Source organism: Motilibacter rhizosphaerae (assembly GCF_004216915.1).
GTDB classification, from domain to species: Bacteria; Actinomycetota; Actinomycetes; order Motilibacterales; family Motilibacteraceae; genus Motilibacter; species Motilibacter rhizosphaerae.
Window position 1 is genome coordinate 171,064 of the sequence record NZ_SGXD01000003.1, and the last position, 24,118, is coordinate 195,181.

The 24,118-nt window shown below is 75.9% G+C and carries 20 protein-coding genes; 6 read left to right on the top strand and 14 right to left on the bottom strand.

Annotated features, from left to right (window positions below; all coding sequences use genetic code 11):
- Nucleotides 1-19: 19 nt before the first annotated feature.
- The 5 genes from rny (at nucleotide 20) to EV189_RS11560 (ending at nucleotide 9,267) form a co-directional block, all read left to right on the top strand.
- The gene (gene rny / locus EV189_RS11540; protein WP_231116309.1) at nucleotides 20-1,534 is read left to right on the top strand and encodes a ribonuclease Y; all 1,515 of its coding nucleotides are present in this window, start codon (nucleotides 20-22) and stop codon (nucleotides 1,532-1,534) included.
- 128 nt (nucleotides 1,535-1,662) lie between these two features.
- Nucleotides 1,663-1,887 (top strand): helix-turn-helix domain-containing protein, encoded by a 225-nt coding sequence (locus tag EV189_RS11545; protein WP_231116421.1) that lies wholly within the window; start codon nucleotides 1,663-1,665, stop codon nucleotides 1,885-1,887.
- 297 nt (nucleotides 1,888-2,184) lie between these two features.
- Nucleotides 2,185-6,897 carry an ATP-dependent helicase gene (locus tag EV189_RS11550; RefSeq protein WP_407938139.1) on the top strand — a complete coding sequence of 1,571 codons (4,713 nt, stop codon included), beginning with the start codon at nucleotides 2,185-2,187 and terminating at the stop codon, nucleotides 6,895-6,897.
- A 3-nt stretch (nucleotides 6,898-6,900) separates the two neighbouring features.
- On the top strand, nucleotides 6,901-7,770 hold the full coding sequence (locus EV189_RS11555) for a DNA-formamidopyrimidine glycosylase family protein (RefSeq protein WP_130493133.1): 870 nt from the start codon (nucleotides 6,901-6,903) through the stop codon (nucleotides 7,768-7,770).
- 24 nt (nucleotides 7,771-7,794) lie between these two features.
- Nucleotides 7,795-9,267, top strand: a complete 1,473-nt coding sequence (locus tag EV189_RS11560; RefSeq protein WP_130493134.1) for a chondroitinase-B domain-containing protein — start codon at nucleotides 7,795-7,797, stop codon at nucleotides 9,265-9,267.
- A 54-nt stretch (nucleotides 9,268-9,321) separates the two neighbouring features.
- Here EV189_RS11560 and EV189_RS11565 read toward each other — a convergent pair whose 3' ends face one another.
- The 11 genes from EV189_RS11565 to EV189_RS11615 all read right to left on the bottom strand — a co-directional run bounded on the left by EV189_RS11565 (nucleotide 9,322) and on the right by EV189_RS11615 (nucleotide 19,624).
- Nucleotides 9,322-9,678: a helix-turn-helix domain-containing protein gene (locus EV189_RS11565; protein ID WP_130493135.1), complete on the bottom strand. Its 357-nt coding sequence runs from the start codon at nucleotides 9,676-9,678 to the stop codon at nucleotides 9,322-9,324.
- A 121-nt stretch (nucleotides 9,679-9,799) separates the two neighbouring features.
- Nucleotides 9,800-11,008: a nicotinamide-nucleotide amidohydrolase family protein gene (locus EV189_RS11570; protein ID WP_130493136.1), complete on the bottom strand. Its 1,209-nt coding sequence runs from the start codon at nucleotides 11,006-11,008 to the stop codon at nucleotides 9,800-9,802.
- The gene (pgsA, locus tag EV189_RS11575; protein WP_130493137.1) at nucleotides 10,995-11,597 is read right to left on the bottom strand and encodes a CDP-diacylglycerol--glycerol-3-phosphate 3-phosphatidyltransferase; all 603 of its coding nucleotides are present in this window, start codon (nucleotides 11,595-11,597) and stop codon (nucleotides 10,995-10,997) included. The genes EV189_RS11570 and pgsA overlap by 14 nt, the downstream gene beginning before the upstream one ends.
- A complete protein-coding gene (rimO, locus tag EV189_RS11580; RefSeq protein ID WP_130493138.1) occupies nucleotides 11,594-13,051 on the bottom strand; it encodes a 30S ribosomal protein S12 methylthiotransferase RimO in 1,458 nt (485 codons plus the stop codon). The genes pgsA and rimO overlap by 4 nt, the downstream gene beginning before the upstream one ends.
- 58 nt (nucleotides 13,052-13,109) lie before the next feature.
- Nucleotides 13,110-13,874, bottom strand: coding sequence for a helix-turn-helix domain-containing protein (locus EV189_RS11585; RefSeq protein ID WP_130493139.1), 765 nt, complete (start codon nucleotides 13,872-13,874; stop codon nucleotides 13,110-13,112).
- Between the two features lie 100 nt (nucleotides 13,875-13,974).
- Nucleotides 13,975-16,605 carry a DNA translocase FtsK gene (locus EV189_RS11590; RefSeq protein ID WP_130493140.1) on the bottom strand — a complete coding sequence of 877 codons (2,631 nt, stop codon included), beginning with the start codon at nucleotides 16,603-16,605 and terminating at the stop codon, nucleotides 13,975-13,977.
- A gap of 61 nt (nucleotides 16,606-16,666) precedes the next feature.
- The gene (locus EV189_RS11595) at nucleotides 16,667-17,299 is read right to left on the bottom strand and encodes a hypothetical protein (protein ID WP_165400267.1); all 633 of its coding nucleotides are present in this window, start codon (nucleotides 17,297-17,299) and stop codon (nucleotides 16,667-16,669) included.
- On the bottom strand, nucleotides 17,296-17,733 hold the full coding sequence (locus EV189_RS11600; RefSeq protein WP_130493142.1) for a hypothetical protein: 438 nt from the start codon (nucleotides 17,731-17,733) through the stop codon (nucleotides 17,296-17,298). Before EV189_RS11600 ends, EV189_RS11595 begins: the two co-directional genes overlap by 4 nt.
- Complete coding sequence (locus tag EV189_RS11605) at nucleotides 17,730-18,143, bottom strand: hypothetical protein (RefSeq protein WP_130493143.1); 414 nt, start codon at nucleotides 18,141-18,143, stop codon at nucleotides 17,730-17,732. The genes EV189_RS11600 and EV189_RS11605 overlap by 4 nt, the downstream gene beginning before the upstream one ends.
- Nucleotides 18,144-18,146: 3 nt before the next feature.
- Complete coding sequence (locus EV189_RS11610) at nucleotides 18,147-19,337, bottom strand: WXG100 family type VII secretion target (protein WP_130493144.1); 1,191 nt, start codon at nucleotides 19,335-19,337, stop codon at nucleotides 18,147-18,149.
- Nucleotides 19,334-19,624, bottom strand: a complete 291-nt coding sequence (locus tag EV189_RS11615) for a hypothetical protein (protein ID WP_130493145.1) — start codon at nucleotides 19,622-19,624, stop codon at nucleotides 19,334-19,336. The genes EV189_RS11610 and EV189_RS11615 overlap by 4 nt, the downstream gene beginning before the upstream one ends.
- 57 nt (nucleotides 19,625-19,681) lie before the next feature.
- On the opposite strand from EV189_RS11615, the gene EV189_RS11620 reads away from it, so the two are divergent.
- Nucleotides 19,682-20,149 (top strand): TY-Chap domain-containing protein, encoded by a 468-nt coding sequence (locus EV189_RS11620; RefSeq protein WP_130493146.1) that lies wholly within the window; start codon nucleotides 19,682-19,684, stop codon nucleotides 20,147-20,149.
- Nucleotides 20,150-20,210: 61 nt separating this feature from the next.
- On the opposite strand, the gene EV189_RS20205 is transcribed toward EV189_RS11620, so the two are convergent.
- Genes EV189_RS20205 through dapA form a run of 3 tightly spaced genes read right to left on the bottom strand, consistent with a single transcriptional unit; the run spans nucleotide 20,211 to nucleotide 23,994 of the window.
- On the bottom strand, nucleotides 20,211-21,395 hold the full coding sequence (locus EV189_RS20205; protein WP_165400268.1) for a mannosyltransferase family protein: 1,185 nt from the start codon (nucleotides 21,393-21,395) through the stop codon (nucleotides 20,211-20,213).
- Nucleotides 21,392-23,077, bottom strand: coding sequence for a ribonuclease J (locus tag EV189_RS11635; protein ID WP_130493148.1), 1,686 nt, complete (start codon nucleotides 23,075-23,077; stop codon nucleotides 21,392-21,394). Before EV189_RS11635 ends, EV189_RS20205 begins: the two co-directional genes overlap by 4 nt.
- Nucleotides 23,074-23,994, bottom strand: a complete 921-nt coding sequence (gene dapA / locus EV189_RS11640; RefSeq protein ID WP_130493149.1) for a 4-hydroxy-tetrahydrodipicolinate synthase — start codon at nucleotides 23,992-23,994, stop codon at nucleotides 23,074-23,076. The genes EV189_RS11635 and dapA overlap by 4 nt, the downstream gene beginning before the upstream one ends.
- Nucleotides 23,995-24,118 lie beyond the last annotated feature (124 nt).

The following is a 24,118-nucleotide window of genomic DNA, read 5'->3' on the forward strand; positions in this document are numbered from 1 at the left end:
GAGGCGGAAGGAGCGACCGGTGTCGAGCGGAGCCGCGCAGCTGCTGGCCCTGCTCGTGCTGGGTGCGGTCGCCCTGCTCGCCCTCGGTCTGCTGCTGCGCCAGCAGCGCCACAGCGCCTCCCGCGCGCTCGACACCGCGGCCCTGCTCCGCGCCGCCCAGGACGAGGCCGCTGCCGTGCGCCTGCGCGTGGACGAGGAGCTCGGCGCCGCCCGGAGCGAGCTCACCCGCCTGCGCGAGGACCTCGAGCGCCGCGAGCGGCGCGCGTCCGACCGCGAGGACCGGGTCGAGGAGCTGGCCCGGCGGGCGGCGGAGCGCGAGGCCGCCCTGGCCGAGCGCGAGCGGGCCCTCGCCGAGCGCGCGGAGCAGCTCTCCCGCCTCGAGGAGGAGCGCCTCGCCGTCCTCGAGCGGACCGCGGGGCTCGGTGTGGCGCAAGCCCGTGCCGAGGTCCTCGCAGCAGCTGAGCGGCAGGCCAAGCGCGACGCCGTCCTCCGCGTGCGCGAGATCGAGCGGCTCGCCCAGGAGGAGGGCGACGCGCGCGCCCGCGAGGTCGTCACCTCCGCCATCCAGCGCGTGGCCTCGGAGCAGACGACGGAGTCCGTCGTCACCGCCCTGCACCTGCCGAGCGACGACGTGAAGGGCCGCATCATCGGCCGCGAGGGCCGCAACATCCGCGCCTTCGAGGCCGTCACCGGCGTGAACCTGCTCGTCGACGACACGCCCGAGGCGGTCCTGCTCTCCAGCTTCGACCCGGTGCGCCGCGAGGTGGCCCGGACCGCGCTGGAGGCCCTCGTGCTCGACGGGCGCATCCACCCCTCGCGCATCGAGGAGGCCGTGGAGCGGGCCCAGCGCGACGTCGACGCCCGCTGCCTGCGAGCCGCGGAGAACGCCCTGGTCGAGGTCGGCGTCACCGACCTCCACCCCGAGCTCGTGGCGCTGCTCGGCAAGCTCCGCTACCGCACCTCCTACGGCCAGAACGTCCTGCGCCACTCGGTCGAGAGCGCTCACCTCGCCGGCCTCATGGCGGGGGAGCTGGGGCTGGACCAGCAGCTGCTGCGCCGCGCCGCGTTCCTCCACGACCTCGGCAAGGCGCTGACCCACGAGGCGCAGGGCAGCCACGCGCTGGTCGGGGCCGACGTCGCCCGCAAGTACGGCGAGGACGCCGAGGTCGTCCACGCCATCGAGGCCCACCACAACGAGGTCGAGCCGCGGACGGTCGAGGCCGTGCTCGTGCAGGCGGCGGACGCCATCAGCGGCTCGCGCCCCGGTGCGCGCCGCGAGCCGGTCGAGGCCTACGTCAAGCGCCTCGAGCGGCTCGAGGAGATCGCCCACGCGCACGAGGGCGTCGACAAGGTCTTCGCGATGCAGGCCGGGCGCGAGCTGCGCGTCATGGTGCTGCCCGACCGCGTGGACGACATCCAGGCGCAGGTGCTGGCCCGGGAGATCGCCAAGCAGATCCAGGACGAGCTCACCTACCCGGGGCAGATCAAGGTCGTCGTCGTCCGGGAGTCCCGGGCGACCGAGACCGCGCGCTGACGCGCCCTCGCGGCACCCGGACCCCTCCCGCCCGTCAGCACGTGTTGACGCCGGGCTCCTCCGTGCGTACCGTCATCGTCAGCACGTGCTGACGATGAGGAGACGCTCCAGTGGAGGTGGGGACCTTGGTGGCACTCGCCCAGGCGGCAGGTGACGACGACCCGCGGGCGGCGCTCCGCGCCGCGGCGGAGCTGCGCCGGGAGACCGAACGGCTCGAGGCGCAGCTGGTGCGCCGGGCCCGCAACGCCGGGCTCTCCTGGGCCGAGGTCGCCGCGCAGCTCGGGGTGACGAAGCAGTCCGTGCACCGCAAGCACGGGGGCGGCGGCGTCCTGGGCCTCGGCCGACAGGCCTAGCGGGAGGAGCCGGCAGGCCCAGCGGGAGGAGCCGGCAGGCCCAGCAGGGGCAGCCGGCAGGACCAGCCTCCGGAGCCGGCTCAGCCGAGGGGAGCCGCAGGTCAGGCCGTTCCCCCCGCTCGCCGGGCGGTGAGTGTCGGTGCCGCGGGGCATGCTGGGAGGGTGCCCCGCCGCCATGCCACCCCCACCCCGTCCGACCCGGACGCGGCCACCGCGGGCACGGCACTGACGGACCCAGCACCGACGGCCCCGACACCCACCAGCCCGGCCGGCGACGCTCCCGCACCCGGCACCGACGTGCTCGACCGCTTCTCCCCCGCCACCCGCGCCTGGTTCACCGGTGCGTTCGCCGCACCGACCGAGGCGCAGCGGGGGGCCTGGGAGGCGGTCAGCACCGGGCGCGACGCGCTCGTGGTCGCGCCGACGGGGTCCGGCAAGACGCTCGCGGCGTTCCTCTGGTCGCTCGACCGGCTCGCCGCCGCTCCCCCGCCCGACGACGCGAAGCAGCGCTGCCGCGTGCTCTACGTCTCGCCGCTCAAGGCGCTGGCCGTCGACGTGGAGCGCAACCTGCGCGCGCCGCTCACGGGCATCCGGCAGTCGGCGGCCCGGCTGGGCCTCGCAGTGCCGGACGTCGCCGTCGGGGTCCGCTCCGGCGACACCCCCGCCGACGAGCGGCGCGCGTTCGCACGCCGCCCACCCGACATCCTCATCACCACGCCCGAGTCGCTCTTCCTCGTGCTCACCTCGCAGGCGCGCGAGAGCCTGCGCGGGGTCGAGACGGTCATCGTCGACGAGGTCCACGCGGTCGCGGGCACCAAGCGCGGCGCCCACCTCGCGCTGAGCCTGGAGCGGCTGGACGCCCTGCTCGAGCGACCGGCCCAGCGGATCGGCCTGTCGGCCACGGTCCGCCCGGCCGAGGAGGTCGCCCGCTTCCTGTCCGGCAGCCGGTCGGCCGTCGTCGTCCGCCCGCCGAGCAGCAAGCAGTTCGACCTCTCGGTCGTGGTCCCCGTCGAGGACATGGCGGAGCCCGGGGCGAGCCCCTCGGCCAGCGCGCCCCAGCCCGGAGAGCCGTTCGGCTCCGCCGCGGGCAGTGAGCGGCGCGCCAGCATCTGGCCGCACGTCGAGGAGCGGATCGTCGACCTCGTCGCGGCGCACCGCTCGACGCTGGTCTTCGCCAACTCCCGACGGCTGGCCGAGCGGCTCACCGCGCGGTTGAACGAGATCGCCTGGGAGCGGGCGCAGGGCGAGCAGCTCGCCCCCTCCGGCGAGCAGCAGCCCGCGGCGGTGATGGCACAGGCGGGGGCCAGCCGCGGCGTCCCCGCCGGGGCGGAGATCGCGCGGGCGCACCACGGCTCGGTCAGTCGGGAGCAGCGCGCGCTCACCGAGGAGGCGCTGAAGGCGGGCCTGCTGCCGGCGGTGGTCGCCACGAGCAGCCTCGAGCTCGGCATCGACATGGGCGCGGTCGACCTGGTGATCCAGGTGGAGTCCCCGCCCTCCGTGGCGAGCGGGCTGCAGCGCGTCGGCCGCGCCGGGCACCAGGTCGGGGCGGTGAGCCGCGGTGTCGTCTTCCCCAAGTACCGCGGCGACCTGCTGCAGACCGCGGTCGTCACCGAGCGCATGCGCGAGGGCGCGATCGAGTCGCTCACCGTGCCGCGCAACCCCCTCGACGTGCTCGCCCAGCAGGTCGTGGCGATGGTCGCCATGGAGCCCTGGGACGTCGACGACCTCCTCGAGCTCGTGCGGCGGGCGGCGCCGTTCGCCGAGCTGCCCCGCAGCGCGTACGACGCGGTGCTCGACATGCTCGCCGGCCGCTACCCCAGCGACGAGTTCGCCGAGCTGCGGCCGCGCATCGTCTGGGACCGCACGACGGGCGAGCTCACCGGCCGCCCGGGCGCGCAGCGCCTCGCCGTGACCAGCGGCGGCACGATCCCGGACCGCGGGCTGTTCGGGGTGTTCCTCGCCTCGGGCGAGGGCGCCTCGCGCCGCGTCGGCGAGCTCGACGAGGAGATGGTCTACGAGTCGCGCGTGGGCGACGTCTTCACGCTCGGCTCCAGCAGCTGGCGCATCGAGGACATCACGCACGACCGCGTGCTCGTCTCCCCCGCCCCGGGCGTGCCGGGCAAGCTGCCGTTCTGGCACGGCGACTCGCTCGGCCGCCCGCTCGAGCTCGGCCGGGCGCTCGGCGCGTTCGTCCGCGAGCTCGGCAGGCTCGACCCCGCCGCCGCCGCGGAGCGGGTCACGCGCGCGGGGCTCGACGAGTGGGCCACGAGCAACCTGCTGGCCTACCTCGACGAGCAGCGCGCCGCGACGGGCGTCGTGCCCGACGACCGGACCATCGTCGTCGAGCGGTTCCGCGACGAGCTCGGCGACTGGCGGGTCTGCGTCCACTCGCCGTTCGGCGCACAGGTGCACGCGCCGTGGGCGCTGGCCCTCTCCGCCCGCCTGCGGGAGCGGACCGGCCTCGACGTCCAGGTCATGCACGCGGACGACGGCATCGTGCTGCGACTGCCGGACGTCGACGTGCTCCCCGGCGACGCCGAGGACCCCGCGGCCGGAGCCGCCGCCGGCGCCGAGGCCGCCGTGCTCGACCCCGAGGAGGTCGAGCCGCAGGTCACCGGCGAGGTGGGCGCGTCGGCGCTGTTCGCCGCCCGCTTCCGCGAGTGCGCCGCGCGGGCCCTGCTGCTGCCCCGGCGCGACCCCCGCCGCCGCACGCCGCTGTGGGCGCAGCGCCAGCGCAGCGCCCAGCTGCTCAGCGTCGCGAGCTCCTACGGCTCGTTCCCGATCGTGCTCGAGACCGTGCGCGAGTGCCTGCAGGACGTGTTCGACGTCCCCGGGCTGGTCGAGCTCATGCGCCAGGTCGCCGCCCGCGAGGTGCGGGTCGTGGAGGTGGAGACGCCCACGCCGAGCCCGTTCGCGCGCTCGCTCGTCTTCGGCTACGTCGCGCAGTACCTCTACGAGGGCGACTCGCCGCTCGCCGAGCGCCGCGCCCAGGCCCTGGCGCTCGACCCCGCGCTGCTCGCCGAGCTGCTCGGGCAGGCCGAGCTGCGCGAGCTGCTGGAGCCCGACGTCGTCGCGCAGCTCGACCGCGAGCTGCAGTGGCTCACCGACGAGCGCCGCGTCCGCGACCTCGAGGGCACCTCCGACCTGCTGCGCACGCTCGGCCCGCTGAGCACGGCGGAGGCGGTGGAGCGCGGGGCGCAGCCGGACTGGCTCGTCGAGCTCGAGGGGCGGCGGCGGGTGCTCCGCACGCGCATCGCGGGCGAGGAGCAGTGGGCGCCGGTCGAGGACGCCGGCCGCCTGCGCGACGCGCTCGGCGCCCCCCTGCCCGTCGGCGTCCCGGAGGCGTTCCTCGAGCTGGCCGCCGACCCGCTCGGTGACCTCGTCTCCCGCTACGCGCGCACCCACGGCCCGTTCACCGCGCTGGACGTCGCCGCCCGCTTCGGCATCGGCGTCGCCGTGGCCACCGACGCGCTGCGCCGCCTCGCCGCGGCGCAGCGGGTGGCGGAGGGCGAGTTCCGCCCTGGCGCGGCCGGTACCGAGTGGTGCGACGCCGGCGTCCTGCGCACCCTGCGCCGCCGCTCGCTCGCCGCCCTGCGCAAGGAGGTCGAGCCCGTCGCCCCGCGCGCGCTGGCCCGCTTCCTGCCGGCCTGGCACTCCATCGGCAGTCCCGAGCGCGGGCTCGACGGGGTCCTGCGCGCCGCCGCCCAGCTCAGCGGAGCCGCGCTGCCCGCGACCGCGCTGGAGTCGCTCGTCCTCCCGCTGCGCGTCGCGGGCTACGACCCCGGTCACCTCGACGAGCTCTGCGCGAGCGGCGAGGTGCTCTGGGCGGGCGCAGGTGCGCTGCCCGGGGGCGACGGCTGGGTCGGCCTCCACCTCGCCGACGGGGCCGCGCTCACGCTGCCGCTGCCGGTGGAGGAGGCGGTCTCCACCCCGGTCCACGCCGCCCTGCTCGACGCGCTCGGGCGCGGCGGGGGCTGGTTCTTCCGCCAGCTGTCCGACGCGGTCGCGGGCGCCCTCGACGAGCCCGTGCTCGAGACGGTCCTCGGCGCGGCGCTCTGGGACCTCGTCTGGGGCGGCTGGGCCACCAACGACACGCTCGCGCCGCTGCGCGCCGTCCTCGGCGACCGGGCGTCGACCAGGCGGACGAGCGGGCGCCCCGCCCGGCCGGGACGCCCCTCGGTGCGCAGCATGCGCACGCTCGGCACCGCCGCGCGCAGCGCCCCCGCCACGCTGGGGGGGCGCTGGTCGCTGCTGCCCGAGCGGGAGACCGACGCGACCCTCCGGGCCACCGCCGCCGCCGAGCTGCTCCTCGAACGGCACGGCGTCGTCACCCGCGGCGCCGTCGGCGCCGAGCACCTGCCCGGCGGCTTCGCCGGCGTCTACTCGGTCCTGCGCGCGTTCGAGGAGCACGGCCGGGTGCGCCGGGGCTACTTCGTCGAGGGCCTCGGCGCCGCGCAGTTCGCCCTGCCCGGCGCGGTCGACCGGATGCGCGCCCTCCAGCAGGCCGCGGAGCGGGACGACGCCGCCCGCGGCTGGGAGGACCCCGCCGTCGAGCGGCTCACCGTCCCGGACTGGGCGTCGGGCGGACTGCGCCCCGGACGCCCGACGAGCGGGCGGGCGGCCGGCGGCGACGCGCTGGTCCTCGCCGCGACGGACCCCGCCAACGCGTACGGCGCTGCGCTGCCGTGGCCGGAGCGCCCGGGCGAGACCGCGGGGGGGCACAAGCCGGGGCGCAAGGCGGGCGCGGTCGTCGTGCTGGTCGACGGCGAGCTCGTGGCCTACGTCGAGCGGGGCGGGCGCTCGCTGCTGACCTGGACCGAGGACCCCGCGCAGCTCCAGCCCGCGGCGGACGCCCTCGCCCTCGCCGTGCGCGACGGCGCGCTCGGCCGGCTGACGATCGAGCGGGCCGACGGCAGCGCCGTCCTCGGAGGCGCCCCCGCGCCCGTCAGCGAGGCGCTCACCGCGGCGGGCTTCCTCGTCACGCCGCGCGGGCTGCGGATGCGGGGGTGAGCCGTGCCCGAGGGTGACACGGTCTGGCTCGCCGGACGACGGCTGGACGCGGCCCTGCGCGGCCAGGTGCTGACGCGGACCGACTTCCGCGTGCCGCAGCACGCGACCGCCGACCTCAGCGGCCGCCGGGTGCTGGAGGTCGCGTCCCGCGGCAAGCACCTGCTGTTCCGCATCGAGGGCGGGACGACGCTGCACACCCACTTCCGCATGGACGGCAGCTGGCACCTCTACCGACCGGGGCGGCGCTGGGGCGGCGGGCCCGACTTCCAGGTCCGGGTCGTGCTGCAGACCGCGCCGTGGACGGCGGTCGGCTACCGCCTGCCCGTCGTCGAGCTGCTGCCCACCGCCGACGAGGACGAGGCGGTGGGGCACCTCGGGCCCGACCTGCTCGCCGACGACTGGGGCGAGCCCATGGTCGCCGAGGCGGTGCGCCGGCTCTCCGCCGCGCCCGCCACCAGCATCGGCGAGGCGCTGCTCGACCAGCGCAACGTGGCGGGCATGGGCACCGTCTACCGCGCGGAGGTGCTGTTCCTCGAGGGGCTGCACCCGCGGCTGCCGGTGGGCAGCGTGCCCGACCTCGCCAAGCCCGTGCGCCGCGGCCACGCGCTGCTCCACCGCAACCGCAACCGCCCGGAGCAGTCGACGACGGGGAGCCTCGAGCGCGGGGCCGACCACTGGGTCTACGGCCGGGGCGGGAAGCCCTGCCGCGTGTGCGGGACCCGCATCGAGGTCGAGGAGTACGGTCCGCTCACCCAGGAGCGGCTGAGCTACTGGTGCCCGACCTGCCAGGCGCTGCCCGGCGCAGCACCGCCGGCGCAGGACCCGGGCGTCCCCCGAGAGGGGGGCGTGGGAGCAGAGCGCCCCTCCCCGTAACACGCGCCCGGTAGCCTCTGGCGCGTGGAGGGCAGAGGGCACCGCGTCGCGGGCGCGGTGCTCGCGACCGTCGTCACGAGCGCGGCCGTCGTCACCAGCGGGTTCGTCACCCTGCACTCCTCCGCCTCGCCGCGGGTGCCTTCGCCGTTCGGGACGCGCCGCCCCGGAGCACCGTCGCCGGGTGCGCGGCCCGTCGCCGCGCCGGCGACCACGCCCGACGCCGCCGAGACGAGCGCACCGGCCGAGAGCACGAGCCCGTCCCCTGCGCCGGTCGTCAAGGGCGCCGTGCCGATCGCCGAGCTGCAGGGCGCCGCCGTCGGCACCTCGGTGACCGTGGCCGCGCCGACCGGCGCGTCCGCCGTGCGGTGGATCATCGACGGGCGCTTCAAGGAGAAGGACACCGCAGCGCCGTACGCCGTGCGCCTGGCGCTCGGCCCGGGCCGGCACCGGCTCGAGGCGCGGATGCTGCGGGACGGCGTCCGCTCCTCGGTGCGCGTGCGCTTCCACGTCACGGGGACGGCGCCGCGCCGTACGCCCGTCCCGAGCGCGCCCGCGGTCCGGCCCGTCGGGCCCGACCCGACGAAGCGGCTGCCGACGCTCCCCGCGCCGCTGCAGACGATCGACGTCTCCGACTCCGACGGGCTCTCGGTCGCGCTCGCCGAGGCCCAGCCGGGCGACCGCATCCACCTGGCGGACGGCACCTACACGTCGGACCAGTTCGAGGCCGCGGCCTCAGGCACCGCCGCGCGGCCGGTCGTCCTCGAGGGCTCACCGCAGGCCGTGCTCACCACCGGGGACACCGAGCACGGCGGCTACGCCCTGCACGTCACCGGCAGCTTCTGGCGCCTCGTCGGCTTCAGCGTGCGCAACGCGAAGAAGGGCATCGTTCTCGACGGCTCGGTCGGCACCGTGCTCGACTCGCTCGACGTCGGCATGATCGGCGAGGAGGGCGTGCACTTCCGCTCCGGCTCCAGCCTCAATGCCATCGTGCGCTCGACGGTCCACGACACCGGGCTCTTCCAGGCGCGCTACGGCGAGGGCGTCTACGTCGGCACGGCCCACTCCAACTGGGCCGACGTGACCGGCGGCCAGCCGGACCGTACGGACCACGTCCTCATCGCCGACGACACCATCTCCGACGCGGCGGCGGAGGGCATCGACGTCAAGGAGGGCACGACCGGCGGGGTCATCCGCGGCGTGCGCTTCACCAGGGACGGCACCAGCGGGCAGAACAGCGCCGACTCCTGGGTCGACGTCAAGGGCAACGGCTGGACCGTCACCGGCAACTCCGGCAGCACCACGCTGCTCGACGCCTTCCAGGTGCACCAGGTGGTCGACGGCTGGGGGCGCGGCAACGCCTTCCGGGCGAACCGCGTCACCGGCGGCGTGCCCGGCTGGACCGTCGGGATCTACCCGCCGAAGGCCGGGAGCGGCAACCGCGTCGCCTGCGACGACCGCGGCGGCCGCAAGGGCGTATCGAACGTCTCCTGCGGCTAGACGCAGCAGCGCCCGGCCCCTCAAGGGGACCGGGCGCTGGACGCGTGCGAGGGGCTAGGCGGCGACGTCGACCGGGACGCGGGCAGGCCCGTCGGTCTCGCCCGCGGGGGCGAGCAGCGGGACGCCGGGCTGGCGGACGGCCTCGCGCAGGGCCGCGTCGCGCAGGGCGGACTCCGCCTCGGCCACGACGAGCCCGTCGGACACCTCGCGCAGCACCTCGGACATCGGGACGTCGAGCGCCGCGCAGATCGAGGCGATGAGCTCGGAGGAGGCTTCCTTCTGCCCTCGCTCGACCTCGGAGAGGTAGCCGAGGGACACCCGGGCGGCGGCCGAGACCTCGCGCAACGTGCGGCCCTGCCGCTGGCGCTGGGTGCGCAGCACGTCCCCGAGCAGGCGACGCAAGAGAACCATCGCGGTGCTCCCTTCTGGGACGGTGGAGACCACCGTACCCGCCTCTGCTCGTCACGCGTCGGCGGGGACCGTAGCGTTCGCTAGCAGACGATTCCGGTGGCTGTCGTGTGCAACAGTGTAATCACTGTATCGCTTCCCGCAGCAGGACGAGGGCCGTGACGACGGCGGTCGTCCGGACCCGGTCGCGGTCCCCGCGCAGCTGCACCGAGCGCACCCGCACCTCCCCCTCGCGCGCAGCGGCGACGTGCACCTCGCCGACGGGCCGGCCGTCCTGCGGCTCGGGCCCCGCGACGCCGGTCGTGGCGACGCCCCAGGTCGCGCCGGTCCGCAGGCGCACCCCCTCCGCCATCTGCCGGGCCACGTCGGGGTCCACGGCGCCGCGCTCGGCGAGCAGTCCGGCGTCCACGCCCAGGAGACCCGCCTTGAGCTCGGTCGCGTAGGACACGACGCCGGCCCGCAGCACGGCCGAGGCGCCGGGCACGGCGACGAGCGCGGCGGTGACGAGCCCGCCCGTGAGCGACTCGGCGACGGCGAGGGTCTCCCCGGCACCGCGCAGGACAGCGAGCACCGAGGCCGGCAGCGGCTCGTCGAGCACGAGGGCGGCGGGCAGCGCGGCCCGCAGCTGCGTACGCGCCCGCGCGGCGAGGGGTGCCACCACCTCGGGTAATCCGGTCAGCCGCACCTCGGTGCTGCCGCCACCGGCGAGGTAGCCGAGCCGTACGCCGTCCGGCAGCGCCGCCTCGAGCGGACCGAGCGCATCACCGACGGCGGCCTCGTCGGCGAGGGGGAGCCACAGGCTGGTGGTGGTGCGCTCCCCGCCCGCGAGCCCCGGGAGCACGGAGGCGGCGGCGATGGCCCGCACCTCGGCGGGGACGCCCGGCAGCGCGACGACCTGCGCACCACCCACGCGGAGGCGGAGCCCGGGCGCGGTGCCGGCCGGGTTGGCGAGCACCTCCGCGCCCTCCACGACGTCGGCCATCGCGAGCGCACCGGCAGGCGGCTCGGCAGCGCGCTTGGCGTAGCGGTCGCGCAGCGCCTGCTCGAGCCGGGGGTCCCGGACCACGGGCCGCCCGGCCACCCGGGCGAGCGCCTCCCGCGTGAGGTCGTCGGAGGTGCCCCCGAGACCGCCGGTGACGAGGACGAGGGGGACGCGGGCGCACGCAGCGGCCACCGCGTCGGCGACGGCGTCGAGCTCGTCGGGCACGGTCGCGACGCGGACGAGCCGCCAGCCGGCCTCGGCGAGCCGGGCACCGAGCCAGCCGGAGTTGGTGTCGGTGACCCGACCGGAGAGCAGCTCGTCCCCGACGCAGACCACCTCAGCGCTGGGCACGCGCCTCCCGCCGGAGCCGCAGCGCCCGGGCGACGTAGTCGCCGCCCGTGGCGAGCGTGATGACGAGGGCGGGGACCATAACCGCCCACGGGAGCACCGCGAGGACGCCGGGGTGGGGCAGGACGAACAGGCCGATGGCGACGTCCTGCAGCAGCGTCTTCACCTTCCCGCCGCGGCTGGCGGGGATGACGCCGTGCCGAATGACCCACAGCCGCAGGCCCGTCACGCCGAACTCGCGCACGAGGACGACGACCGTGAGCCACCAGGGCAGGTCCCCCAGCGCCGACAGCGTGACGAGCGCGGCACCGGTCAGCGCCTTGTCGGCGATGGGGTCGACGAGCTTGCCGAACTCCGTCACCGACCCGCGACGCCGGGCGAGGTCGCCGTCGACGACGTCGGTGACGCAGGCCAGGGCGAACACCGCCCAGGCCGCGATGCGGTACGCGTCGCTGGTGCCGGAGCGCTGCACGAGCAGCACGACGAAGACGGGGACGAGCAGCAGCCGCAGCACCGTCAGGGTGTTGGGGATGTTGAGCGTGCCCGGGGGCTCGGTGGCTCCCCCGGTCCCCGAGGACGCCACTCCGGTCACGCGCCGACCTGCCCGGTGGGGGCGGGCAGCGGCTCGGCGACGAGGTCGACGCCCTCCGCGGCGACGACGCGGGCGCGGACGAGGCTGCCGACGGGCGCGGGGGCCAGCAGGGCCGTGACCCCGTCGACCTCGGGCGCCTGGTGGCCGGCCGGCCCGACCCAGCGGCCGTCCTCCTCGCGCTCGACGAGCACCTCGACGGTCTCGCCGATGCGGTCCTCGGCGCGCTGGGCGACGAGCTCCTCGACGAGCCGGGAGAGGTGCTCGTGGCGGGCGGCGATCTCGTGCTCGGGGAGCTTGCCCTCGAGCGTCGCGCCCTCGGTCCCCTCCTCGTCGCTGTAGGCGAACACCCCCATGGCGTCGAGCCGCGCGGACTCGAGGAAGCGCTGCAGCTCCGCGACGTCCTCCTCGGTCTCGCCGGGGAAGCCGACGATGAAGCTGGACCGGGCGCCGGCGAGCGGGACCCGCGTGCGCACCTGCTCGAGCAGCTCGAGGAAGCGCTCGGTGTCGCCGAAGCGGCGCATGCGGCGCAGCACCGGGCCCGACGCGTGCTGGAAGGAGAGGTCGAAGTACGGCGCGATCCCGGGCGTACCGGCCATGACGTCGAGCAGCCCGGGGCGCACCTCGGCGGGCTGGAGGTAGGACACGCGCACGCGGAGCAGGCCGTCGACCGCGGCGAGCTCGGGCAGCAGGCCCTCCAGCGCGCGGATGTCGCCGAGGTCCTTGCCGTAGGAGGAGGAGTTCTCGCTCACCAGGACGACCTCGCGCACGCCCTGCTCGGCGAGCCAGCGGGCTTCCGCGAGCACGTCGGCCGGCGGGCGCGACACGTACGCCCCGCGGAAGCTCGGGATCGCGCAGAACGCGCAGCGCCGGTCGCAGCCGGAGGCCAGCTTGAGCGGGGCGACGGGCCCCTCCCCCAGCCGCCGGCGCAGGACCAGCGGGCCCGAGGCCGGGGCGACCCCCTCTGGCAGGTCCGCCACGCCGTGGCCCGGCGTCGCGACCGCCGCCGCCTGGCGCGCCACGGGCGAGAGCGGCAGCAGCGCCCGGCGGTCGCGCGGCACGTGGGACGTGTGCGACCCGCCGGCGAGGATCGTCTGCAGGCGGGCGGAGACGTCGGCGTAGTCGTCGAAGCCGAGGACCGCGTCCGCCTCGGGCAGCGCCCCGGCGAGCTCGGCGCCGTAGCGCTCGGCCATGCAGCCGACCGCGACGACGGCCTGGGTGCGGCCGGAGCCCTTGAGCTCGGCCGCCTCGATGAGCGCGTCGACCGAGTCCTTCTTCGCCGACTCGACGAACCCGCAGGTGTTGACCACCGCGACGTCGGCGTCGGCCGCGTCGTCCACGAGCTGCCAGCCGTCGGCGGCCAAGCGCCCGGCGAGCTCCTCCGAGTCGACCTCGTTGCGCGCGCAGCCCAGGGTCACGAGGGCGACGGTGCGGGGGGCGGCTGCAGCGGAGGACACGAGTCACCAGGGTAGGGCGTCGCGCCCGCGGCGGGGCGCGGGCAGCGGCACGAACGGGCTAGGCGGGGTCCTGCGGGCCGAAGCTGACGTTGGCGACCTGGCCCTTGGCCCCGGGCGCGCCGACCTGCTTGCCGTTGACCGTGAGGGCGACCGCTCCGGCGTTGCCGATGACGAGGCGCACGCCCTTGCGGTCGGTGAACTGCTTGCTGCCGCCCTTGGCGACCATCCCCTCGAACAGCGTCGCCCCCGCCGCGGTGGTCGCGCGCAGCCAGCTCGCCCCGCCGCTCGCGGCGACGATGACGCTCACCCCGCTGCGCGGCGCCTGGGCGACCGGCGCGGGCGTGGCCGTGCGGCGGGCCGAGGGCCGCGGCGCGCTCGACGCCGAGCTGGTCGCGACGGCCGGCGTCGAGGTCAGCGGGGCCGCGGCCGGCGAGCCCCCGCCGCTGCCGCCGCGCAGCACGACGCCCACGGTGTAGACGAGCACGACGACGAGCGAGGCGGCGAGCACGGCCGACCAGTTCAGCGACCAGCGCCGCCGGTCGAGGCCGCCGACGAGGTCGATCTTCTCGCTGGGGAGCAGGGCGGGCTCGGGGCGCGCCACCTCGCGGTCGTAGGACGCCACGAGCGCGTCGCCGTCGGTGCCGACGATGCGCGCGAGCGTGCGCAGGTGCCCCCGGGCGTACGCGTCGCCCCCGCACAGCGAGAAGTCGTCGCGCTCGACGGCGGCGAGCACGCTGCGCCGGATGCGGCTCTTGTCCGCGACCTCCTCGAGGGAGAGCCCGGCCGCCTGGCGCGCCGCGGCGAGGTCGCTGCCGACCGTCACTGGGCCTCCCCCGAGCTGATCGTGGTCACGTCACAAACCGGGCGAACGAGCCCTGCGAGGAGTCTACGGAACGATCGGCCGCACGCCGCACGGCCCGTGCTCAGCCGCCGCGCAGCTCGAACACGACCCCGTCGAGCTCGTCGGGCTTGATGAGCACGTCGCGCGCCTTGCTCCCCTCGCTCGGCCCGACGATCCCGCGGCTCTCCATGAGGTCCATGAGCCGGCCGGCCTTCGCGAAGCCGACGCGCAGCTTGCGCTGCAGCATCGAGGTGGAGCCGAACTGCGTCGTGACGACGAGCTCGACCGCCTGCACGAGCAGGTCGAGGTCGTCGCCGACCTCCTCGTCGACCTCCTTCTTCTGCGCCGGCGCCGCGATGTCCTCGCGGTAGGTCGGCTGCAGCTGGGTCTTGCAGTGCTCGACGACCGAGACGACCTCGGCCTCGGTCACCCACGCGCCCTGGATGCGGACCGGCTTGCTCGCCCCCATCGGCAGGAACAGCCCGTCGCCCTGCCCGACGAGCTTCTCCGCGCCCGGCTGGTCGAGGATGACGCGGCTGTCGGCGAGGCTCGAGGTCGCGAAGGCGAGCCGCGAGGGGACGTTGGCCTTGATGATGCCGGTGACGACGTCGACGCTCGGGCGCTGCGTGGCGAGCACGAGGTGGATGCCGGCGGCGCGGGCGAGCTGGGTGATGCGCTGGATGCTCGCCTCGACGTCGCGCGGCGCGACCATCATGAGGTCGGCGAGCTCGTCGACGATGACGAGGAGGTACGGGTACGGCCGCAGCACGCGCTCGCTGCCCTCGAGCGGCTTGAGCGTGCCCTCCCGGACCGCCTTGTTGAAGTCGTCGACGTGGCGGAAGCCGAACGCTGCGAGGTCGTCGTAGCGCAGGTCCATCTCGCGCACGACCCACTCGAGCGCCTCGGCGGCCTTCTTCGGGTTCGTGATGATCGGCGTGACGAGGTGCGGGATGCCCTCGTACGCCGTCAGCTCCACGCGCTTGGGGTCGATGAGGACGAGCCGCACCTCGTCCGGGGTCGCCCGCACCATGATCGAGGTGATCATGGAGTTGACGAAGCTCGACTTGCCGGAGCCGGTGGCGCCCGCGACGAGCAGGTGGGGCATCTTCGCGAGGTTCGCGACGACGAAGCCGCCCTCGACGTCCTTGCCCAGCCCGACGACGAGCGGGTGCGTGCTCGTCGTCGCCGTGCGCGACCGGAGGACGTCGCCGAGCGCGACGATCTCCTTGTCGGTGTTGGGGATCTCGATGCCGATCGCCGACTTGCCAGGGATCGGCGAGAGGATGCGGACGTCGGCGCTCGCCACGGCGTACGCGATGTTCTTGGAGAGCGCGGTGACGCGCTCGACCTTCACCGCGGTGCCGAGCTCGACCTCGTAGCGGGTGACGGTCGGGCCGCGGGTGTAGCCCGTGACGTGCGCGTCGATCTCGAACTGCTCGAGCACGCCCTGGAGCGACTCGACGACGGCGTCGCTCGCGGGCGTGCGGGCCTTGTGCACCGACCCCGTCTGCAGTGTCGTGGGGTCGGGCAGCGAGTACGTCACGTCGCCCGAGAGCAGCAGCTGCTCCACGCGCGGCGGCGCGGGCGTGTGCGGCGGCGGCTCGAGGACGGGCCGCTCGGCGGCGGGCGCGGGCGGCGCCGGGCGTACGCGGCCCGGGCGGACGAACGCCTCGGTCGGCGGGTCGAGGTCGACCTCCGGCTCGGGCTCGGGCGCCGGCCGCTTCCGGGTGCGGCGCGGGGCCGGGGCGTCCTCGAGCGCGGCGACGTCGAAGACGTCGGTCTCGCCCTCCTCCGGTGCCTCCGGCTCGTCGTCGGCGAGCAGCGGGCTGTCGTACGGCGAGTCCCCCGCGCGCTCGTGGCGCAGCGAGGTGCGCTCGCGGCGGGGCCGGTCCGCACCGAGCGCCGTCCGCAGGTGCCCACCGGTGAGCGCGCGCAGCCGGTCGGGGACCTCGGCCACCGGCGTGGCCGTGACCACGAGGACGCCGAAGGCGAGCAGCAGCGCGAGCAGGAGGCCCGCGAGCCAGGGCCCGGCAGCGTCCTCGAGCGGCGAGGCGGCGAGCCAGCCCGCGCCGCCGGCGCCGTGCTGCAGGGCGTGCACCCCGCCGCCCGTGCCCGAGGGCTCCGGCGAGCCGCAGAGCAGGTGGAGCAGGCCGAGCCCGGAGAGCAGGACCGCGGCCCAGCCGATGACGAGCCGGCCGCTGGCCAGCTCGCGGTCGGGGTGGCGCAGCACGCGCCAGGCGAGCAGGCCCAGCGCGAGCGGGACCAGCACGCCGGCGCGGCCGACGGTGCCGGCGACGATGTCCGTGGTGGTGCGGCCGAGCGGGCCGTCGAGCCCGAACCACGCGGCGGCGGCCGTGATCGCGGCGAGCGCCAGCAGCGCGAGGCCCGCGCCGTCGCGGCGCAGGGCCGGGTCGAGGTCGCGCGCGCCGTTGCCCAGCCGGCGCACGGCGCCGCCGAGGACGTGCCCGAGGCAGGTCCAGGCGAGCACGAGCCCGCGGACGACGGCGCGGAGCAGCCGGGCGCCGAGCCCGGGACCAGTGGGAGCCGGCTTCGGGGCGGGACGGCGGCCGGACGGGGCCGGGCGACCGCCGCCGGCGCGGGGGCCGGGCGAGGTGCGGGGCGCCGGCGTACGGCGTGCACCGGAGCCCGACGCGCGCGGGGCGGGCCGCGCCGCAGTGCCGGGACGGGTGCCGCCAGGGGGCCGGGTCGCCATGGGAGGAGGGTAGCCCCCCGTCCCACTGTTCACAGGAGTCGCAGCAGCACCAGCGCGCCGCTCAGCCGGCGAGCTCCTCGTCGCCCGGCAGCGCGCGGGTCAGCAGCCTCCAGACCTCCGTCGCCGTCGCGGGACGCAGGGCCCAGCCCTCCCCCTCGCGCTCGACGAGCGCGAGGCCGGCGCTGCCATCGACAGCGGCCAGCTGGCGCTCCCCCGCCTGCCACCGCACGTCGAGCGTCCAGGACCAGTCCGCGCCGAGCACGGCGTACGCCGAGGAGCGCCGCAGCCCGTCCGCGTGCGCCAGGTCCTCGAGCACCTCCTGCTCCACGGGGGCGGGCTCCCGGCGTCCGTGCCGAGGGCCGAGCCGCACGACGCGGGCGACGGCGGCGGGGAACGCCGCCGGTGCCGTGACGAGCAGCTGGGCCACCTCGTCGTGCACGGCGAGCAGCAGCGCGCAGACGTCGCGGTCGAGGAAGGCGGTGGAGCTCGTCACGAGGTCCGGACCCGCGACCACGAGCTCCGCGACCACGAGCGGGGCGGACAGCGCGTCGAGCGCCTCGGGGACGCCCTGGACCGCGAGCGCCGAGGCCGCCGGCCCCTCGGCCGCCCCCGCCGCGTGCGCCTCCCGCAGGCGGGCGAGGCCGTCGGGGTCGACGCGCACGACCCCCGTCCCGGCGGCGACGTCGAGGATCACGGCACCACCAGGGTCGCGGCGCACGCCGCCAGCTCGTCGGCGAGCGCGTCGTAGCGCAGGGTGTCGACGGTGGCCGTCAGGGTGAAGCCCTTCCCGTCGACGAGCACCATCCACTGCTCGAGCGTGACGTCCGCACCGTCCTCGGTCACGTGGTGCGCGAGCCGCCGTCCTCCGGGCCGCCCCGCGACGTGCGGGCGCTCGAGGTCGAGCAGGAGGTAGTCGTGCAGCACCGAGGGCAGCAGGGCATCGGCGCCCACCTGCCACTCGCGGAAGGACGCTCCGGTGTCCTCGACCGTCAGCACGAGGCTCGCCCTGAACCCGTCGTGCTCCGGCTCCAGCGCGAGCGCCGCGCCGGTGCCCTCGTCCGTGGTCGTCCCCCACCCGTCGGGTACGCCGCAGCGCGCCCCGCTCGCGGGGTGCTCGAGCACGGTCACGTGCGCGCCGCCTTCCGCGCGGGCTTCCGGGCGCGGCGGCGCTCCTTCTGCGCGCGCTCCCGTGCCTTGCGGGCGTCGAGGTGCGGGCGGTACCACCCGGGCAGCGACCAGCGCGGCATCGGCACCTCGCACACCCCGAAGACGACGACGGCGACCGCCGGGAGCGCGATGACCTCGGCGCAGGCGTGCGCCAGGTCCCCGCCGCGGCGGTCGAGGACGAAGCCGGCGCACGCGCCCACGATGACGCCGAGCACCGGCAGGAGCAGGTAGAACCGCTCCCTCCAGGGCCAGACGTCGTCGACCCAGGAGCGGGCACCCGTGCTCCGGCCCAGCCGCAGCCAGACGCCGAGGACGACGAGACCGACCCCGATGACGAGGAGGACGGCCGCGAGGACGAGGTCGAGGGTCATGGTTCAGTCCCAGAAGGTGATGGCGTCGCCGACGTCCTTGGCCACGTCCACGGCGCCCTTGCCGAGGTCCACAGCCGCGTGCCCGATGCCGTCCGCGGCGTCGTTGAGCTGGTCCCCGACCCAGGCCCCCGCGGTGGAGCCCGCGAAGCCGCCGATGAGGCCGCCCACGGCGCCCCCGACGACCGTGCCGACGCCGGGGCAGATCGCGGTGCCGATCGCGCCGCCGAGCTCCCCGCCCGCGAGGCCCCCGGCCCAGGCTCCCCCGGCGGTGAACCCGGCCTTGGTCACGGTGCGGTCGACGCGCTCGCCCGTGTCGAGCGAGGGGTCGTCGGCGTCCTTCTGCCACTGGTCCCAGCCGGCGGTCGCGGCCGTGACGACGAGGCCGGCCCGGCCCACCCACGTCGCGCCGGTGGCCCAGCTGTCGCGCGTCGCGGCCTGGTACGGCTTGGCGTGCCAGGCGGTCGGGTCGAAGCTGCGCGTGAAGCGCTGCCACGGGTCGAGGTTGCGCCCCATCGGGCCCCAGAGGCGGCCGTTCTTGGGCTGGAACACTTGGAGCCGCTGCTTGAGCATCCAGCTGCTCCCCAGGCCGAAGGCCCAGGTGCCGCGACCGGCGACCCAGCTCGCCCGGTCCCAGGGGTCCGTGCTGTCCGGCGGGAGGAAGCCGAGCTTCTGCGCGAGGTTCTCGACCCAGCCGTCGTCGTCGGTGGCCCTCATCGCGGACTCGAGCGCGTCGTGCGCGGCCCGCTCCTTGCCCCGCGCGGACTCCGCCTGGTCGAAGCAGGCGTTGTAGACGTCGACCTTCGCGTCGTAGGCCCGTACCTCCGCGTCGTCGGCCGCCTCCGCGGGCTCGCTCGGCGGGGCGATGCTGTCGCCGGAGACGTCGAGACCGCCGGCGAGGGCGTCGCCGCGGATCGAGGCGAACTGCGCCTTGACCGCGTCGAGGTCGCCGGCGAACGTGTCGAGCGCAGTGGTCGCCGGGAGGATCCGGTCGGCCAGGTCCTGCAGGCCCGTACGCGTGTCGCCGAGGACGGCACGGAAGCCGTCCGCGGCCTCCCCGGTCCACGCGCTCGTGCTGGTGGAGCCGGCCTGCTTGAGCGCGCTCACGGCGTCGTCGACCGTGCTCGCGACGGTCCTGGCGGCCTGCGCGGCGGCGCGGCAGGCGCCCGGGTCGCCGTGGACGCTGAGGTCGATCACGGCGTCGCCCCGGGTCCGGAGAACGACCGCGCGGCACCGGAGTCCGACCCCGTGTAGGTCGAGACGGCGTCGGAGACGCCGACGGAGAGCCCCTGCACCGTCTCGGCGAGGCCCCGGAGCGCGGAGCTCAGCGCGGCGAACGCGCCGGCGACCTCGCCGCTCGAGCTCCCCGCGTCGGGCGTGACCGCGAGCGCGCCCACCTGCCCGGACAGCGTGCCCGACGTGGTCGACAGGTCGCCCGCGACGCCCGCCACCACCGTGGTGTCGATGTTGTAGCCGTCTGCCACGGGGGCAGCATTCCCGGACGTCAGCGCGTCTCACACCTGTCGTCGCGAGGAGCCGGAGTGAAGGGCGAGACCGAGCAGACCTGGTCGGAGCCGTCGTGGGAGGCGCTGCGGGCGCACCTGCTCGACGAGGTCGCGCGCCTCGAGGAGCTGGAGAACGTCGTCCTCACCGAGCCGGTGACCTACGGGCCGCCCACGGGCCTGCTCCGCAAGAAGCCGCGCCCGCTGCCCGGCCGCTTCGTGCAGTTCCTGCGGGTGGACCCGTGGATGTCGGCCGAGGTGGTCGGTGCCACGGTCTTCGGGGGCGACTGGGAGACGACCCCCGAGCAGGACGCGGCGATCCGCGCCCTCGGCTGGTACGCGCCGGGCGAGCAGCCGGACACGGCGGCCTCGACCACGAACTACCGCAACGACCTGCCGCTGGCCGAGGTCCCCGCGCTCGTGGCGAACGCCGTCGCCGCGCTCGAGGTGCTCGGGCTCACGCCGCAGGGGCCGTGGACCTTCCTGCGCCACACCCGCCGCGACTGACCCTCAACGTTGTGGGGTTCTTTCAGGGCTATCACGCGAACCAGCCCCACAACGTCGGGTGTCAGGCCACCCAGAGGTGGGCGGCGAAGGCCAGCGAGAGCGCGACGAGGAACGGCACGCAGAGCGCGGCCGCCACCGGGACCAGCCAGCGCCACCGCAGCGCCACCTGCGCGGCGAGGACGTAGCCCGGGAACCAGAGCAGCGCGTACCTCGGGCTCGAGGCCATGGGCACCGAGCTCGTGGCGGCGAGCAGGTTCAGCCCGATGTACGCCGCCTCGGGCCAGCGCCGGCGGACGAGCAGCGCGACGGTCAGCGCGAGCCCGAACGCCGCGGTGACCAGCTCCGCCCAGTACGCGACGGTGACGTCCGGCGCGGGGGCGTGCACCGCCGCCTTCCACGCGAGCGGCAGCGCACGCCACGGCGGCTCGGTCGTCCGGTGCCAGCCGAGGTCCTCGGCGTGGCTCCACGACGACCATGACCCCGTCCGCGCGTGCAGCCAGGTGAAGTACCCCAGCACCGCGGCCCACGGGAGGAGCAGCGCGAGCGCGTCGAGGCGGAGCAGCCTCCCCCGGGTGCGGCGCGCACCCAGGTAGGCGAGCGCGAGCATCACCGCGAGGAAGAGCCCGTTGACCCGCACGAGGCAGGCGAGTCCCGCGAGCACGCCGGCCAGCCACCAGTGCTGCCGCGTCCCCGCCCACCAGGCGCCGAGCGCGAGGGCGAGGAAGAGCGCCTCGGAGTACATCGCGGAGAGGAACACGCCGTACGGCGCCACGGCGAGGAACCCGACGGCCGCCCGCGCCGACCAGCGGCTGCCCGTGGCGTCGTACGCGACCCGCCAGAGCAGCACGGCTGCGACGGCCGCCGCGACCCAGGTGACGAGCAGCCCGGCGAGCTGGTCGTTCCCGGCGACGAGCGGCACCAGCGCCCTGACCGAGAGCGGGTAGCCGGGGAAGAAGGCCTGCTCGCAGCAGGAGCGGCCCTCGCCGAAGTAGCCGGTCCGCACGATGCGCAGGTAGTGGAACGAGTCCCACTGCACGAACCGGTCGAAGGGGCCGAGGCCGGGGTAGCGCGCCGGGTAGGTCCGGTAGAACCGGAGCAGCCACGAGGCGAGCACGACGACGAGCGTCAGCGCGAACCGGCTGAGCAGCCAGATCCCGAGCCCGTCGCGGACGGCGTCGCGCCAGCCGGCCGCGTCGCGCGCAGGAGACCCGGCTCGGACGCGCGCGGCCAGCTGGGAGGTGCTCACACCTCGACGACGACCGGCACGATCATCGGCCGGCGGCGCAACGACCCGCTCACCCAGGAGCCGACGGCGCGGCGGACCAGCTGCTGCATCTGGTACGCGTCGGTGACCCCGTCCTGCGCGGCGCGGGCGAGGGCCTCCTCGATGCGCGGGCGCACCTCGTCGAAGACCGAGTCGTCCTCGACGACACCGCGCGCGGAGATCTGCGGGCCGGCGAGCACCTTGCCGCTCGAGGAGTCGACGGCGACGAACACCGAGATGAACCCCTCGTCGCGCAGGATGCGCCGGTCCTTGAGGGCCGACTCGGTGACGTCGCCGACCGTGGAACCGTCGACGTAGACGTAGTTGCAGGGCACCGCCCCGACGACGCGCGCGACGCCGTCGACCAGGTCGACGACCGCGCCGTCGTCGACGACGAGCGCGCGGGCGGGGTCGACGCCGGTGGCGATGGCGAGGTCGGCGTTGGCGCGCAGGTGCCGTACCTCGCCGTGGACAGGCATGACGTTGCGCGGGCCGACGATGTTGTAGACGTGCAGGAGCTCGCCGGCGCTCGCGTGGCCGGAGGTGTGCACGAGCGCGTTGCCCTTGTGGACGACCTTCGCGCCCCAGCGGGTCAGCCCGTTGATGACGCGGAAGACGGCGTTCTCGTTGCCCGGGATCAGCGAGGAGGCGAGCACGACGGTGTCGCCCTCGCTGATGCGGATCCAGTGGTCGCGGTTGGCGATGCGCGACAGGGCCGACATGGGCTCGCCCTGCGACCCCGTGCACACCAGCACGACCCGGTCGTCCGGCATGCCCTCGAGGGCCTTGACGTCGACGACCGTGTCGTCGGGCACGCGCAGGTAGCCGAGGTCGCGGGCGATGCCCATGTTGCGGACCATGCTGCGCCCGACGAGCGCCACCTTGCGGCCGTGCTTCGCCGCGGCGTCGAGGACCTGCTGGACGCGGTGCACGTGCGAGGCGAAGCAGGCGACGATGATCCGCCGCTCCGCGCCGCTGAACACGCGGTCGATGACCGGGGCGATGTCGCGCTCGGGGGTGACGAAGCCCGGCACCTCGGCGTTGGTTGAGTCCACGAGGAAGAGGTCGACGCCCTCGTCCCCGAGCCGGGCGAGCGCGCGCAGGTCGGTGACGCGCCGGTCGAGCGGCAGCGGGTCGACCTTGAAGTCGCCGGTGTGGAGGACCAGGCCGGCGTCCGTACGGATCGCGACGGCGAGCGCGTCCGGGATCGAGTGGTTGACCGCGACGAACTCGCAGTCGAACGGCCCGAGCCGCTCGCGCTGGCCCTCGCGCACGGTGAGGGAGTACGGCGTGATCCGGTGCTCCTGCAGCTTCGCCTCGACCAGCGCCAGCGTCAGCCGCGACCCGATGATCGGGATGTCCGGCTTCTCGCGCAGGAGGTACGGCAGGGCCCCGATGTGGTCCTCGTGGCCGTGGGTGAGGATCACCGCGTCGATCGCGTCGAGGCGGTCCCGGATGGACTCGAAGTCCGGGAGGATGAGGTCCACGCCCGGCTGGAAGTCCTCGGGGAACAGCACCCCGCAGTCGACGACGAGCAGCCGCCCGCGGTGCTCGAAGACGGTCATGTTGCGACCGACCTCGCCGAGCCCCCCGAGCGGGGTGATGCGCAGCGCGCCGTCCGCGAGCGGCGGGGGCGCGGTCAGCTCGGGGTGCGCGTGGCTCACGCCGAGGCCTCCAGCACCGGCCGGTCCAGCGGTAGGCCGCCGGCGGCGAGGTCCACCCGCAGCTGGGCGAGCTCGGCAGCCGTCGCGTCGGCGAGCGGGCTGCGGACCGGACCGCCGGGCAGCCCGAGCAGGCCGAGCGCGGCCTTGGTGAGGATGACGCCCTGCGTGCGGAAGATCCCGGTCGACACCGGGATGAGCCCGGCGTTGAGGGCCTGCGCGCGGGCGACGTCGCCGGAGGCGAAGGCGGCGATCATCTGCGCGACCCGGGCGGTGACGACGTGGGTGATGACGCTGACGACGCCCACGGCTCCGACGCTGAGCAGCGGGAGGTTGAGCGCGTCGCTGCCCGAGTAGTAGGCGAGGTCCGTGCGCGCCAGCACCTCGGCGCTGGCGGCGAGGTCCTCCTTGGCGTCCTTCACGGCGACGATCCGCTCGTGCGCCGCGAGCTCGACGAGGGTCTCGGTGCGGATCGGCACGCCGGTGCGGCCGGGGATGTCGTAGAGCATGACCGGCAGCGGCGTCGCGTCGGCGACCGCGGCGAAGTGGCCGACCAGCCCGGCCTGCGGCGGCTTGGAGTAGTACGGCGTGACGACGAGCGTGCCGTGGGCCCCGGCCTCGGCCGCGGCCTGCGCGAGCTCGATGCTGTGCCGGGTGTCGTTGGTGCCGACGCCCGCGACGACCTGCGCGCGGTCGCCGACCGCGTCGAGCACGGTGCGCACGACGACGAGCTTCTCCTCGTCGCTCGTCGTGGGCGACTCCCCCGTCGTGCCGTTGACGACGAGGCCGTCGTTGCCCGCGTCGACGAGGGTCCGGGCCAGCCGGGCGCACCCCTCGACGTCGAGCGCACCGTCGGGCAGGAAGGGCGTGACCATCGCGGTCAGGACGCGGCCGAACGGCGCCGTCGGAACCTCGGACATGTGCACAACCTACCGGCCCTCCGCGCCCTGGGCGGCTGCCCACGGAGCGGACACCGCCAGGAGCCGGGGTGCGCCGTGTCCCCGGGGAGCGGTACTTTCGAGGCAGGCGGTCCGGAGTCGTGCC